The 13,814-nt window shown below is 58.5% G+C and carries 13 protein-coding genes; 9 read left to right on the forward strand and 4 right to left on the reverse strand.

Going from position 1 to position 13,814, the window contains the following annotated elements; all coding sequences use genetic code 11:
• Window positions 1-47: 47 nt before the first annotated feature.
• The 4 genes from yrfG to pckA all read left to right on the forward strand — a co-directional run bounded on the left by yrfG (window position 48) and on the right by pckA (window position 4,014).
• Complete coding sequence (gene yrfG / locus QLG03_RS17535; RefSeq protein WP_004202162.1) at window positions 48-731, forward strand: GMP/IMP nucleotidase; 684 nt, start codon at window positions 48-50, stop codon at window positions 729-731.
• Window positions 728-1,129 (forward strand): ribosome-associated heat shock protein Hsp15, encoded by a 402-nt coding sequence (hslR, locus tag QLG03_RS17540; RefSeq protein WP_023291201.1) that lies wholly within the window; start codon window positions 728-730, stop codon window positions 1,127-1,129. Before yrfG ends, hslR begins: the two co-directional genes overlap by 4 nt.
• 18 nt (window positions 1,130-1,147) lie before the next feature.
• Window positions 1,148-2,032 (forward strand): Hsp33 family molecular chaperone HslO, encoded by an 885-nt coding sequence (gene hslO / locus QLG03_RS17545; protein ID WP_017899960.1) that lies wholly within the window; start codon window positions 1,148-1,150, stop codon window positions 2,030-2,032.
• A 359-nt stretch (window positions 2,033-2,391) separates the two neighbouring features.
• Window positions 2,392-4,014, forward strand: coding sequence for a phosphoenolpyruvate carboxykinase (ATP) (pckA, locus tag QLG03_RS17550; protein ID WP_023291202.1), 1,623 nt, complete (start codon window positions 2,392-2,394; stop codon window positions 4,012-4,014).
• Window positions 4,015-4,091: 77 nt separating this feature from the next.
• Here the strand turns inward: pckA and envZ are convergent, their stop codons facing one another.
• Window positions 4,092-5,447: a two-component system sensor histidine kinase EnvZ gene (gene envZ / locus QLG03_RS17555; RefSeq protein WP_044524966.1), complete on the reverse strand. Its 1,356-nt coding sequence runs from the start codon at window positions 5,445-5,447 to the stop codon at window positions 4,092-4,094.
• Complete coding sequence (gene ompR / locus QLG03_RS17560) at window positions 5,444-6,163, reverse strand: two-component system response regulator OmpR (protein ID WP_001157751.1); 720 nt, start codon at window positions 6,161-6,163, stop codon at window positions 5,444-5,446. Before ompR ends, envZ begins: the two co-directional genes overlap by 4 nt.
• Window positions 6,164-6,390: 227 nt before the next feature.
• Here ompR and greB point away from each other — a divergent pair, with 227 nt between their 5' ends.
• The 5 genes from greB to feoC all read left to right on the forward strand — a co-directional run bounded on the left by greB (window position 6,391) and on the right by feoC (window position 12,538).
• Window positions 6,391-6,864, forward strand: coding sequence for a transcription elongation factor GreB (gene greB, locus QLG03_RS17565; RefSeq protein ID WP_002920503.1), 474 nt, complete (start codon window positions 6,391-6,393; stop codon window positions 6,862-6,864).
• A 101-nt stretch (window positions 6,865-6,965) separates the two neighbouring features.
• Window positions 6,966-9,296 carry a Tex family protein gene (locus QLG03_RS17570; RefSeq protein WP_255989219.1) on the forward strand — a complete coding sequence of 777 codons (2,331 nt, stop codon included), beginning with the start codon at window positions 6,966-6,968 and terminating at the stop codon, window positions 9,294-9,296.
• Between the two features lie 418 nt (window positions 9,297-9,714).
• Window positions 9,715-9,942, forward strand: a complete 228-nt coding sequence (gene feoA, locus QLG03_RS17575) for a ferrous iron transporter A (protein WP_002920506.1) — start codon at window positions 9,715-9,717, stop codon at window positions 9,940-9,942.
• Between the two features lie 28 nt (window positions 9,943-9,970).
• Window positions 9,971-12,289: a Fe(2+) transporter permease subunit FeoB gene (gene feoB / locus QLG03_RS17580; protein ID WP_032454235.1), complete on the forward strand. Its 2,319-nt coding sequence runs from the start codon at window positions 9,971-9,973 to the stop codon at window positions 12,287-12,289.
• 9 nt (window positions 12,290-12,298) lie between these two features.
• On the forward strand, window positions 12,299-12,538 hold the full coding sequence (feoC, locus tag QLG03_RS17585) for a [Fe-S]-dependent transcriptional repressor FeoC (protein ID WP_004202151.1): 240 nt from the start codon (window positions 12,299-12,301) through the stop codon (window positions 12,536-12,538).
• A gap of 87 nt (window positions 12,539-12,625) precedes the next feature.
• Here the strand turns inward: feoC and QLG03_RS17590 are convergent, their stop codons facing one another.
• Complete coding sequence (locus tag QLG03_RS17590; RefSeq protein WP_004202149.1) at window positions 12,626-12,895, reverse strand: YdgH/BhsA/McbA-like domain containing protein; 270 nt, start codon at window positions 12,893-12,895, stop codon at window positions 12,626-12,628.
• A 120-nt stretch (window positions 12,896-13,015) separates the two neighbouring features.
• Window positions 13,016-13,789, reverse strand: coding sequence for a pimeloyl-ACP methyl ester esterase BioH (gene bioH / locus QLG03_RS17595; protein ID WP_049013521.1), 774 nt, complete (start codon window positions 13,787-13,789; stop codon window positions 13,016-13,018).
• Window positions 13,790-13,814 lie beyond the last annotated feature (25 nt).

Below are 13,814 nucleotides of genomic sequence, written 5' to 3' on the forward strand. Positions count from 1 at the left end.
AGGGTGTGATACCCTGTCGCCCATTTCCCGCTCGCTGGAGAGTCATCATGCATTTTGATATCGCCTGGCAGGAGGTCGATACCGTTCTGCTGGATATGGACGGCACGCTCCTGGATCTCGCTTTCGATAACTATTTCTGGCAAACGCTGGTGCCGGAAACCTGGGGGGCCGCCCGCGGCCTCAATCTGCAACAGGCGAAAGAGGCCATGCACCAGGAGTATCATGCCGTGCAGCATACGCTAAACTGGTACTGTCTGGATTACTGGAGCGAGCGCCTGGGTTTGGATATTTGTGCGATGACCAGCGAACAGGGTCCGCGCGCCACGCTGCGTGAGGATACCGTGCCGTTCCTTGATGCGCTCAAGGCCAGCGGTAAGCGACGTATTCTGTTGACCAATGCCCATCCCCACAATCTGGCGGTGAAACTCAAACACACCGGCCTGGATGCGCACCTTGATTTATTACTTTCCACCCACACATTTGGTTATCCGAAAGAGGATCAGCGTCTGTGGCGCGCCGTGGCGGAGGAAACCGGCCTTGAGGCGCATAAAACGCTGTTTGTCGACGACAGCGAGGCGATTCTGGATGCCGCGAGGGAGTTTGGCATTCGCTACTGCCTGGGCATTACCAATCCCGACTCCGGGCTGGCGGAAAAGCAGTATCTGCGCCATCCGGGGCTGAATGATTACCGACGACTGATCCCTTCGCTTACCCCGAAGGAGAGGCGATGAAAGAGAAGCCTGCCGAAACCGTCAGACTGGATAAATGGCTTTGGGCCGCCCGCTTTTACAAGACCCGCGCGCTGGCGCGGGAGATGATTGAAGGCGGCAAGGTGCATTACAACGGACAACGCAGCAAACCAGGGAAAATCGTCGAACTGGACGCCATGCTGACGCTGCGTCAGGGCAACGACGAGCGGACGGTGCGCATCGTCGGTATCACCGAGCAGCGCCGCCCGGCAAGCGAAGCCGTCACCCTGTATGAAGAGACGGCGGAGAGTATCGAGAAGCGTGAAAAAATGGCCCTGGCGCGCAAAATGAACGCCCTGACCATGCCGCACCCTGACAGACGTCCGGACAAGAAAGAGCGCCGCGACCTGATGAGATTTAAACACGGCGAGAGTGAGTAACTCGCGCCAGAAAGAGAGATGATTATGACTCAACACGATCAATTACATCGTTATCTGTTTGAAAACTATGCCGTGCGCGGCGAGCTGGTGACGGTGTCGGAAACCCTGGAACAGATTCTGGCGAATCACACTTATCCCCAGCCGGTGAAAACGGTGCTGGCGGAGCTGCTGGTCGCCACCAGTCTGCTGACTGCGACCCTGAAGTTTGCCGGCGACATTACCGTGCAGCTGCAGGGCGATGGGCCTTTACAGCTGGCGGTGATCAACGGCAATAACCAGCAGCAGCTGCGCGGCGTCGCGCGCGTGCAGGGCGAGATTGCGGACGATGCGGATCTAAAAGCGATGGTCGGCAACGGTTATCTGGTCATTACCATCTCCCCAGAAGAGGGTGAGCGCTATCAGGGCGTGGTCGGTCTGGAAGGCGATACGCTGGCCGCCTGCCTGGAAGATTACTTCCAGCGTTCAGAGCAGCTGCCGACGCGCCTTATCATCCGCACCGGCGAACATGAAGGCCAGCCGATGGCGGGCGGGATGCTGCTGCAGGTGATGCCGGCCCAGGATGCCCAGACTGCCGACTTTGAACACCTGGCGACGCTCACCGAGACCATCAAGGCGGAAGAGCTGTTCACCCTGCCGGCGAACGATGTGCTGTGGCGTCTGTACCATGAAGAAGAAGTCACGGTCTACGATCCGCAGAGCGTGGAGTTCAAGTGCACCTGCTCCCGCGAACGCTGCGCCGGCGCGCTGAAGACGCTGCCGGACGAAGAGATAGATAGCATCCTTGCCGACGAAGGCGAGATTGATATGCACTGCGACTACTGCGGTAACCACTATATCTTCAACGCCATGGACATCGCCGAGATCCGTAACAACGCCTCTCCGGCCGACCCGCAGGTCCATTAATCCTCACTTCTTCTTCAGGCACCGGGCGGCGATGTGGTTTGTCGCCCGGTGCCTGACTTTTATTTATTCACGAGTTGAATCGATTCTCGCTGAAAGAGTTACGTAATTTTATTCCAGGAAAGCGATTACATTCACATTTCAGCAGTTTTTTTAATTACTTTTTAACCATTGAGAAACATCTAACCCCACCATCCGGCCATTTCCTGAGATAATCCACTTCACTTCGTGACAGGAGTCACCGTTTTTTTCGTCATTCTGCGGAATGTCGAGATACGTAAATCTATGAGCCTGGTCGCGGTCAATACCCGGTAATAAACCCTACAATTTACAGCAGTACATCTTGGCTAAGGAGCAGTGACATGCGCGTTAATCATGGTTTAACCCCGCAGGATCTCAAGGCTTATGGTATCAATGACGTTCAGGATATCGTCCACAACCCCAGCTACGACATGTTGTTTCAGGAAGAGCTCGACCCCAACCTGGAAGGCTACGAACGTGGCGTATTAACCAGTCTGGGTGCTATCGCCGTCGACACGGGCATTTTTACCGGTCGTTCTCCGAAAGATAAGTACCTCGTGCGCGACGACACCACCCGCGATACCGTCTGGTGGTCCGATAAAGGCAAGGGTAAAAACGACAACAAGCCGCTTTCGCAGGAAACCTGGCAGCATCTGAAAGGGCTGGTGACACAGCAGCTGTCCGGTAAACGCCTGTTTATCGTCGACGCCTTCTGCGGCGCTAACGCCGATACTCGTCTCAGCGTACGTTTCATTACCGAAGTGGCCTGGCAGGCGCACTTCGTGAAGAACATGTTCATTCGCCCGAGCGACGAAGAGCTGGCGGAATTCGCGCCCGACTTCATCGTGATGAACGGCGCGAAGTGCACCAACCCGCAGTGGAAAGAGCAGGGCCTGAACTCGGAAAACTTCATCGCTTTCAACCTCACCGAGCGCATTCAGCTGATCGGCGGCACCTGGTACGGCGGCGAAATGAAGAAAGGGATGTTCTCGATCATGAACTATCTGCTGCCGCTGAAGGGCATCGCCTCCATGCACTGTTCTGCCAACGTCGGCGAGAAAGGCGATGTCGCCATTTTCTTCGGCCTCTCAGGCACCGGCAAAACCACCCTTTCCACCGATCCGAAACGCCGCCTGATTGGCGATGACGAACATGGCTGGGATGACGATGGGGTGTTTAACTTCGAAGGGGGCTGCTACGCCAAGACCATCAAGCTCTCTGAAGCGGCCGAGCCGGATATCTATCACGCCATCCGCCGCAACGCCCTGCTGGAAAACGTGGTGGTGCGCGCCGACGGCACAATCGATTTCGATGACGGTTCAAAAACCGAAAACACCCGCGTCTCCTACCCCATCGACCATATCGATAATATCGTCAAACCGGTCTCCAAAGCGGGTCACGCCACCAAAGTGATCTTCCTGACGGCCGATGCGTTCGGCGTACTGCCGCCGGTCTCCCGCCTGACCGCCGATCAGACGCAGTACCATTTCCTGTCCGGGTTTACCGCCAAACTGGCCGGCACCGAGCGCGGCGTGACCGAACCCACGCCAACCTTCTCCGCCTGCTTCGGCGCCGCCTTCCTGTCGCTGCACCCGACGCAGTACGCCGAAGTGCTGGTCAAACGTATGCAGGCGGCTGGCGCGCAGGCTTATCTGGTCAATACCGGCTGGAACGGCACCGGCAAGCGCATCTCGATTAAAGATACCCGCGCCATCATCGACGCCATCCTCAATGGCTCGCTGGACAACGCGGAGACCTTTACCCTGCCGATGTTTAATCTGCAGATCCCGACGGCGCTCCCGGGCGTGGATACCCAGATCCTCGATCCGCGCAGCACCTATGGTTCCCCGGAGCAGTGGCAGGAAAAAGCCGACCAGCTGGCGAAGCTGTTTATTGAGAACTTTGAGAAGTATACCGATACGCCAGCGGGCGCCGCGCTGGTGGCGGCAGGGCCGCAGCGCTAACGGACGCAGAGATGAAAAAGCCGGGCTTGCCCGGCTTTTTATTGCGCAACGTTTTGACCAGCCAACCGCGGGCGCGATCAGCTCTCTTTGGCCGGTTTCATCGGCGTCAGCGCCCGGTGCACCGGCAGCCAGGCGCGGATCAGTAACCCGCCGCGTTCGCTGGAGCCAATCTCCAGCCGGCCGTTGTGATTGTCGATAATACGCTGAACAATCGCCAACCCCAGCCCGGTTCCGCTGGTGCTGCGGGCGCTGTCGCCGCGCACAAACGGCTGAAACAGGTGCTCCCGCTGCTCAGGTTTAATCCCCGGTCCGTCATCTTCAACCTGGAACCACGCCCGGCTCGCTTCGCTGCCGCTGCTGACCTTGATCCAGCCATTGCCATAGCGGGCCGCGTTGACCACCATATTCGCCAGCGCGCGCTTGATAGACAGAGGATGCATGCGTACCGGAATTTCGCCGGCCTGCAGGGCGGTGGCGATCTCCCGCTCATAGCCGCTCTCCGCAGCGATCACTTCCCCCAGCACCGCATTCAGATCCGCCAGCTCCAGCGGCATCTCCTGCCCGGTGCGCAGGTAGTCGATAAACTGCTCGATGATGGCATTGCACTCTTCGATATCTTTGTTGATCGACTCCGCGAGATAGCCGTCCTGCTCGCCCATCATCTCGGTGGCCAGACGAATGCGGGTCAGCGGAGTACGTAAATCATGGCTGACCCCGGCCATCAGCAGCGTACGGTCGTCGGCCAGCTGCTTCACGCCCGCGGCCATGTGGTTGAAGGCGCGGGTCACCGATCGCACCTCAGAGGCGCCGTACTCGCGCAGCGGCGGCGGGATGATGCCGCGCCCGACCTGCAGCGCCGCATGCTCCAGATCCACCAGCGGGCGGTTCTGAATACGGATAAACAGCCAGGCGCCGCCTATCGCCAGCAGCATGATCGCCAGGGTATAGCGGAACAGCGGCGAGAAGTCGCCCTGATGGATCTCGGTCAGCGGCACCCGCACCCAGATATTGGGCGACAGCCAGGTCTTCAGCCACACCACGGGGGAGCTTTTATTGACCTCCACCCGCACCTCAGTGGGGCCGCCAAGCTGATGAGCCATCTGCTGGCTCAAGAATTCATAATGCTGCGCCCAGCGCAGGCCTGCGTCTTCCGCCGCTTCATTGGAATAGAGCGAAATCCCCAGCTCGCGATAAATTTCACGACGAAACGCCGGGGGCACCACCAGTTGGGTGCCATCCTCCAGCTGCAGCTTATCGGTCATCAGCATACGCACTTCGTAGGCCAATACTTTATTAAACTGCTGGAGGCTCGGCAGGATCGCGAAATTCAGTACCACCAGATAGGTCGTCACCAGGCTGACGAACAGCAAGGTGACGATCAGGAGCAGCGTGCGAGCAAAGGAGCTGCGCGGCGAAAAGCGCACGCGTTTCATGCCTTAGAACCGTCCGGGACGAAGACGTAGCCCAGACCCCAGACGGTCTGGATATAGCGCGGATGCGCCGGGTCCTCTTCCACCATGCGGCGCAGGCGGGAGATCTGTACGTCGATGGAACGCTCCATCGCCGAGTATTCGCGGCCGCGAGCGAGGTTCATTAACTTATCGCGCGACAGCGGCTCACGAGGATGGCTCACCAGCGCCTTCAGGACCGCGAACTCGCCGCTGGTCAACGGCATCGGCTCGTCTTCACGGAACATTTCGCGGGTGCCCAGGTTCAGTTTGAATTTACCAAAGGCGATAACCGCCTCTTCCTGCGACGGCGCGCCCGGCAGCTCGTTCGCCTGACGGCGCAGCACCGCGCGGATGCGGGCCAGCAGTTCGCGCGGGTTGAACGGCTTCGGAATATAGTCGTCAGCCCCAATCTCCAGGCCCACGATCCGATCGACCTCTTCGCCTTTCGCCGTCACCATAATGATCGGCATCGGGTTGCTCTGGCTGCGCAGACGGCGGCAAATCGAGAGACCATCTTCCCCGGGCAGCATCAGATCCAGCACCATCAGGTGGAAGGATTCGCGGGTTAACAGACGATCCATCTGTTCGGCGTTCGCCACGCTACGAACCTGGAAGCCCTGCTCGGTCAGATAACGTTCGAGCAGCGCACGCAGGCGCATGTCGTCATCCACAACCAGAATCTTATAATTCTCTTGCATTGTTTGTACTCCCAAAGGTTCACTGCAATAGTCAGTGCGTATTCTCAAAAAAGCCCGGCGCGCTCACCAGCTAAATCTGGTATACATTCCAGGCTAAATTGTTACAAAGCATATTTAACAGCAGGTTAAGTATACATTTAATCATAAGACACAGTATTTATCCTGTCGGTATTATTGCGCGCTACAAATTGTGCGCAACGACAGACTGTCAGAAGGTTGAACTCACGATGAAAACGCCGCTGATCACCCGCGAGGGATATGAAAAACTGAAGCAGGAGATGGACTACCTGTGGCGCCAGGAGCGCCCGGAAGTGACCAAAAAGGTGACCTGGGCCGCCAGCCTTGGCGACCGCAGCGAGAACGCGGATTACCAGTACAACAAAAAGCGCCTGCGCGAGATCGATCGCCGGGTCCGCTATCTGACCAAATGTCTGGAACAGTTAAAGATCGTCGATTACTCCCCGCAGCAGGAGGGCAAAGTCTTCTTCGGCGCCTGGGTAGAAATTGAAAACGATGAAGGCGATATCAAGCGCTTTCGCATCGTCGGTTACGATGAAATTTTTGGCCGTAAAGACTATATCTCCATCGACTCGCCGATGGCGCGCGCGCTGTTAAAAAAAGAGGTCGGCGATCTGGCCATCGTTAACACGCCGGCGGGGGAAGCCAGCTGGTATGTCAACGAGATCGAATACGTAAAATAGACAAGAACTTTCCGAGAGACGCCGGGCGCGGCTGGCATTTTCAGCCGCCAGTCCGTATAACTAGTCCCTGTTTTTTTGACCCTAAAGATGAATTAAAAGCCATGATGAATGATTCGCTCTGCCGCATTATTGCGGGTGAACTTCAGGCCAGAGCCGAACAGGTAGAAGCTGCCGTTCGCCTGCTTGATGAAGGGAACACCGTGCCGTTTATTGCACGATATCGTAAAGAAGTCACCGGCGGTCTGGATGACACGCAGCTGCGTAATCTGGAAACCCGCCTCGGCTACCTGCGCGAACTCGAAGACCGTCGTCAGGCGATCCTCAAATCCATCGCTGAACAGGGCAAACTGACCGACGCGCTGGAAAAAGCCATCAATACCACGCTCAGCAAAACCGAACTGGAAGACCTCTACCTGCCGTACAAGCCGAAGCGCCGTACCCGCGGACAGATCGCCATCGAAGCCGGGCTGGAGCCGCTGGCTGACCTGCTGTGGAACGAACCGTCCCACGATCCGGAAACGGAAGCCGCAAAATATATTGACGCCGATAAAGGCGTGGCCGACAGCAAAGCGGCGCTGGATGGCGCGCGCTATATTCTGATGGAGCGTTTTGCCGAAGACGCCGCGCTGCTGGCGAAGGTCCGTGACTATCTGTGGAAAAACGCCCACCTGGTCTCCACCGTCGTCAGCGGCAAAGAAGAGGAAGGCGCCAAATTCCGCGACTACTTCGATCACCACGAACCGATCACCGCCGTGCCGTCGCATCGTGCGCTGGCGATGTTCCGCGGCCGCAATGAAGGCGTCCTGCAGCTCTCTTTAAACGCCGACCCGCAGTTTGACGAGCCGCCGAAAGAGAGCCACGGCGAGCAGATTATTATCGACCACCTGGGCCTGCGCCTGAACAACGCCCCGGCGGACAGCTGGCGTAAAGGCGTCGTCAGCTGGACCTGGCGGATCAAAGTCCTGATGCACCTCGAAACCGAGCTGATGGGCACCGTGCGCGAGCGCGCCGAAGACGAAGCCATTAACGTCTTCGCCCGCAACCTGCACGACCTGCTGATGGCCGCGCCCGCCGGGCTGCGCGCCACCATGGGCCTTGACCCGGGCCTGCGCACCGGGGTGAAAGTGGCCGTGGTTGACGGTACCGGCAAACTGGTGGCGACGGACACCATTTACCCCCACACCGGCCAGGCCGCCAAAGCGGCCGTCGCCGTCGCCGCGCTGTGTGAGAAATACAACGTTGAGCTGGTGGCCATCGGCAACGGTACCGCCTCGCGTGAAACCGAGCGTTTCTTCCTCGACGTGCAGAAGCAGTTCCCGAAGGTCACCGCCCAGAAGGTGATCGTCAGCGAAGCCGGGGCTTCCGTTTACTCCGCCTCCGAGCTGGCGGCGCAGGAGTTCCCGGACCTCGACGTGTCGCTGCGCGGCGCGGTCTCCATCGCCCGCCGTCTGCAGGATCCTCTGGCCGAGCTGGTGAAAATCGACCCGAAATCCATCGGCGTCGGTCAGTATCAGCATGATGTCAGCCAGACCCAGCTGGCGCGTAAGCTGGACGCGGTGGTGGAAGACTGCGTGAACGCCGTCGGCGTTGACCTGAACACCGCCTCCGTGCCGCTGCTGACCCGCGTTGCCGGCCTGACCCGCATGATGGCGCAGAACATCGTCGCCTGGCGCGACGAGAACGGCCAGTTCCAGAACCGTCAGCAGCTGCTGAAGGTCAGCCGTCTGGGGCCGAAAGCCTTTGAACAGTGCGCCGGCTTCCTGCGTATCAACCACGGCGACAACCCGCTGGACGCCTCCACCGTTCACCCGGAAGCCTATCCGGTGGTGGAGCGCATTCTGGCGGCGACTCAGCAGGCGCTGAAAGATCTGATGGGCAACAGCAGCGAGCTACGGAACCTGAAAGCCGTCGATTTCACCGATGAGAAGTTCGGCGTACCGACCGTTACCGACATCATCAAAGAGCTGGAAAAACCGGGCCGCGACCCGCGTCCTGAGTTCAAAACCGCTCAGTTCGCCGACGGCGTGGAGACTATGAACGACCTGCTGCCGGGGATGATCCTCGAAGGCGCGGTGACCAACGTCACCAACTTCGGCGCGTTTGTTGATATCGGCGTTCACCAGGACGGCCTGGTGCATATCTCTTCCCTTTCGAACAAGTTCGTTGAAGACCCGCATACGGTGGTGAAAGCGGGCGACATCGTGAAGGTCAAGGTCATGGAAGTCGATCTGCCGCGTAAGCGTATCGCCCTGACCATGCGTCTCGACGAGCAGCCGGGCGACAGCAACGCCCGCCGCGGCGGCGGTCAGGATCGCCCGCAGGGCAATCGCCCGGCCGCGAAAGCCGCCAAACCCCGCGGTCGCGACGCGCAGCCTGCCGGCAACAGCGCGATGATGGATGCCCTCGCCGCGGCGATGGGTAAAAAACGCTAATCCCTCCCTGCCCCTTTTCAGGGGCAGTTTTCCTTTTCATTGTCACTGACCTATAGCCGCCTTTTCGCGCAAATGGCTCTCAGTTATTTCTGATAACCTGCATTTATTCCGCGCCGGGCAGATAGCGAAATTAATATTTTCATTTCGTTAACTTAAGAAACCTTAATTAAACATTAGAGCGACGAAATAATATTTCGCATATTTTCGATCACAGGCGGACTTTGCGGCATATCAATAAAAAGGTGAATTCCACTTTAAAAATGGCATAAAGCGCATCATATGTATTGATGATAAAAACCATTCTCATTATCATCGCTTGCAGAATGTTTTTTCTTTTTCGTTGGCTACGGTCCCCGGCGCAACTGCCTCCAGGCGTCCGGAAAATTCTTCTTCGGTTAGCGATAGACAAGTAGGCCCTATGCAATTCACACCTGATAGTGCGTGGAAAATTACCGGATTTTCCCGCGATATTAGCCCAGCATACCGTCAGAAATTGCTCTCCCTCGGCATGCTGCCCGGATCCTCTTTTCATGTGGTGCGCGTGGCGCCGCTCGGCGATCCTGTTCATATTGAAACCCGACGCGTCAGTCTGGTATTACGCAAAAAAGATCTCGCCTTAATCGAACTGGAAGCGGTTGCACAATAACGGCTGACCCGGCACAAGAGTTTGAAATATGAAAAAATTAACCGTTGGTTTAATTGGTAATCCTAATTCCGGCAAGACTACCCTGTTTAATCAGCTGACCGGCGCCCGCCAGCGCGTGGGCAACTGGGCCGGGGTCACCGTTGAGCGTAAAGAGGGCGTGTTCGCCACCACTGACCACCAGGTCACGCTGGTCGACCTCCCGGGAACCTACTCTCTGACCACCATCTCTTCGCAAACCTCGCTGGACGAGCAGATCGCCTGCCACTACATCCTCAGCGGCGACGCCGACATGCTGATTAACGTGGTCGATGCCTCCAACCTCGAGCGAAACCTCTATTTGACGCTGCAGCTGCTCGAGCTGGGGATCCCCTGCGTCGTGGCGCTGAACATGCTGGATATTGCCGAAAAGCAGCAGGTGCGTATCGATATCGATGCCCTCGCCGCACGCCTCGGCTGCCCGGTCATTCCGCTGGTTTCGACCCGCGGACGCGGGATCGAAGCGCTGAAGATTGCCCTCGACCGTCATCAGGCGAACAGCGATATCGAGCTGGTCCACTATCCACAGCCGCTGCTGCGCGAAGCCGACCTGCTGGCGCAGCAGATGTCAGCGCAGATCCCGGCCCGGCAGCGGCGCTGGCTCGGTCTGCAGATGCTGGAGGGCGACATCTACAGCCGGGCCTATGCCGGCGACGCCGCCGATAAACTGGATATCGCCCTGGCGAATCTCAGCGACGAGATCGACGACCCGGCCCTGCATATCGCTGACGCGCGCTATCAGACCATCGCCGCCATTTGCGACGCCGTCAGCAACACCCTGACCGCCGAGCCGAGCCGTTTCACCGCGGCGATGGACAAAGTGATCCTCAACCGCTTCCTCGGGTTGCCGATTTTTCTCTTTGTTATGTACCTGATGTTCCTGCTGGCCATCAACATCGGCGGCGCGCTGCAGCCGATTTTCGACGCCGGCTCGGTCGCGGTCTTTATTCACGGTATTCAATGGCTGGGCTACACCCTGCACTTCCCGGACTGGCTGACCGTCTTCCTCGCCCAGGGGATCGGCGGCGGTATCAACACCGTACTGCCGCTGGTGCCGCAGATCGGCATGATGTATCTGTTCCTCTCCTTCCTCGAGGACTCCGGCTACATGGCGCGCGCCGCCTTTGTCATGGACCGCCTGATGCAAGCTCTCGGCCTGCCGGGGAAATCCTTTGTCCCGTTGATTGTCGGTTTCGGCTGCAACGTGCCGTCGGTGATGGGCGCCCGCACCCTCGACGCCCCGCGCGAACGTCTGATGACCATTATGATGGCGCCGTTTATGTCCTGCGGCGCGCGGCTGGCGATCTTCGCCGTCTTCGCGGCCGCCTTCTTTGGTCAGAACGGCGCGCTGGCGGTCTTCTCGCTCTACGTGCTGGGCATTGTGATGGCCATTCTCACCGGCCTGATGCTGAAGCACACCATTATGCGCGGCGAAGCCTCGCCGTTCGTGATGGAGCTGCCGGTGTACCACGTCCCGCATATTAAGAGCCTGATTATCCAGACCTGGCAGCGCCTGAAAGGCTTTGTGCTGCGCGCCGGGAAGGTGATCGTCATTGTCAGCATCTTCCTCAGCGCGCTGAACAGCTTCTCGCTGAGCGGTAAGGTCGTCGACAACATCAACGACTCCGCGCTGGCCTCGGTGAGCCGGGTCATCACTCCGCTGTTTAAGCCGATCGGCGTGCATGAAGATAACTGGCAGGCCACCGTGGGCCTGTTTACCGGCGCGATGGCGAAGGAGGTGGTGGTCGGTACGCTGAACACCCTTTATACCGCCGAAGATATCCAGAACGAGGAGTTCAATCCGCAGACCTTCAGCCTCGGCGAGGAACTGCTGGCCGCCGTCGACGAAACATGGCAGGGACTGAAAGACACCTTCAGCCTCAGCGTCCTGGCCAACCCCATCGAAGCCAGCAAAGGCGATGGCGAAATGGCCACCGGCGCGATGGGCGTGATGGGCAGTAAATTTGGCAGCGCCGCGGCGGCTTACAGCTACCTGATCTTCGTTCTTCTCTATATCCCCTGCATCTCGGTGATGGGGGCCATCGCCCGCGAATCGAGCCGCGGCTGGATGACCTTCTCCATTCTGTGGGGACTGAATATCGCCTATTCGCTCTCGACGCTCTACTACCAGACCGTCAGCTTTAGCGACCATCCGCGCTACAGCCTGGTGTGTATCCTGGCGGTGATATTGTTCAACGTGGTGCTCTTCGGTCTGCTGCGTCGGGCGCGCAGCCGGGTTGACGTCTCGCTGCTGGCCACCCGGAAAACGCCGGCCTCCTGCTGTTCCAGCCCGGCTGGCGATTGCCACTAAGGAGGATCTGTGGCGTCGTTAATGGAAGTCCGCGATATGCTGGCCCTGCAGGGCCGCATGGAGGCGAAACAGCTCAGCGCCCGCCTGCGGACGCCTCAGCCGCTGATTGACGCCATGCTCGAACGCATGGAAGCCATGGGTAAGGTGGTACGGATCAGCGAAACCAGCGAGGGCTGTCTCTCCGGCAGCTGTAAAAGCTGTCCTGAAGGGAAAGCGGCGTGCCAGCAGGAGTGGTGGGCGCTGCGATGAAGGGAGTAAGGCCTGCCAGCGCCACGGGATAAAACGAGTGCGACAGCAGGGAAAAACGGGCCAGCAGGCCCGTTTTTTATGACTGGATTATTTATACACGTCAGCGTTAGCGTGAACGGTTTTTTCGTTTTTCTGCCCGGCAATCACCACAAAGTATTTTCCACCCAGCTCATCGGCTTTTTTCGACAGATCGCGTCGGGCGTCCATCGGCGAGGTCGTCCTTGAGGTCGTGATGCTGCCGACCTTGGTCAGATTCATCTTCGCCACGTCCTCTTTTTGGATCTCTTTCGCTGCGAATGCGCCAAAAGACAGACAGCCAATCACCAGAGATGCAACCATTCCTGTAACAAGTTTCATAGCCTCTACTCTCCATTAGGTTGTTATTTTAGGTCACGGTGGCGGAATGAAATAATCAACCACCGTAACAACCTAAGTATTGCTGTGAATGGCCCTTTTACCATGGCGCGGCAAAAAAAATTACCCCAGCCGTTTTTTCAACGCCAGCAGCGGCTCGCAGAAGGCTGCGGGATGGGAAACAAACGGCGCATGCGCTGCCTTGTCAAAGAGAATGGACTCACTTTCCGGCCATAGCTTATCCAGCAGCGGGACAATCTTGCGCGGCACCAGCCCGTCCAGCCGACCGTACAGCCGCAGAAACGGCATCGGCAGTCCGACCAGCGCCTGACGCAGATCGACGGTTCTGAGGATCTCCAGACCGCCGTTCAGCGCCTCAGCGGAAGGCATCGGCAGCGAGAGCACCGCCTGCTTTAACGCCCGCGCGTCCTGACGAGCGCTCTCCGTTCCCATGGTTTGCAGGGCGAGGAACCGCTCGACGGTACGCTGGAAATCCTCGCTCAGCTGCTGCTGAAATCCGGCCAGCACCTCCGGCTTGATGCCCGGCCAGTCCTCATGGGCCGCGAAACAGGGGGAAGAGGCGACCGTTACCAGCGCCTGCACCCGTTGCGGGCACCTTATCGCTATCTGGCTGGCCACCAGCCCGCCCAGGCTCCAGCCCAGCCATACCGCCTGAGGCGGAGCCTGCTCCAGCACCCGCTGCGCCATCGCCTCCAGCGACATCGCCCCAAACCCGCCGCTACGGCCATAGCCCGGCAGGTCCACCAGGTGAAGGGTAAAATGCGAAGCCAGCTGCGGCGTGATGCAATCCCAGACCTGAGCGTTCAGCCCCCAACCGTGCAGCAGCACAAGATGACAATCACCTTCGCCGATTGTTTGCCACCAGATGTCGTTCATCCGTTACCGTTCTCTTTTTTACTGG

Origin of the sequence: Klebsiella sp. V115_8, assembly GCF_029967715.1 — a bacterium.
In the GTDB taxonomy this organism is placed as follows: domain Bacteria; phylum Pseudomonadota; class Gammaproteobacteria; order Enterobacterales; family Enterobacteriaceae; genus Klebsiella; species Klebsiella quasipneumoniae.

Bases quoted from the DNA above. Each gene is read 5' to 3' on its own strand.
- feoA (WP_002920506.1), top strand. From the start codon at position 9,715: ATGCAATTCACACCTGATAGTGCGTGGAAAATTACCGGATTTTCCCGC.
- hslR (WP_023291201.1), top strand. From the start codon at position 728: ATGAAAGAGAAGCCTGCCGAAACCGTCAGACTGGATAAATGGCTTTGG.
- ompR (WP_001157751.1), bottom strand. From the start codon at position 6,163: ATGCAAGAGAATTATAAGATTCTGGTTGTGGATGACGACATGCGCCTG.
- QLG03_RS17570 (WP_255989219.1), top strand. From the start codon at position 6,966: ATGATGAATGATTCGCTCTGCCGCATTATTGCGGGTGAACTTCAGGCC.
- envZ (WP_044524966.1), bottom strand. From the start codon at position 5,447: ATGAAACGCGTGCGCTTTTCGCCGCGCAGCTCCTTTGCTCGCACGCTG.
- bioH (WP_049013521.1), bottom strand. From the start codon at position 13,789: ATGAACGACATCTGGTGGCAAACAATCGGCGAAGGTGATTGTCATCTT.
- QLG03_RS17590 (WP_004202149.1), bottom strand. From the start codon at position 12,895: ATGAAACTTGTTACAGGAATGGTTGCATCTCTGGTGATTGGCTGTCTG.
- feoB (WP_032454235.1), top strand. From the start codon at position 9,971: ATGAAAAAATTAACCGTTGGTTTAATTGGTAATCCTAATTCCGGCAAG.
- pckA (WP_023291202.1), top strand. From the start codon at position 2,392: ATGCGCGTTAATCATGGTTTAACCCCGCAGGATCTCAAGGCTTATGGT.
- yrfG (WP_004202162.1), top strand. From the start codon at position 48: ATGCATTTTGATATCGCCTGGCAGGAGGTCGATACCGTTCTGCTGGAT.
- greB (WP_002920503.1), top strand. From the start codon at position 6,391: ATGAAAACGCCGCTGATCACCCGCGAGGGATATGAAAAACTGAAGCAG.
- hslO (WP_017899960.1), top strand. From the start codon at position 1,148: ATGATTATGACTCAACACGATCAATTACATCGTTATCTGTTTGAAAAC.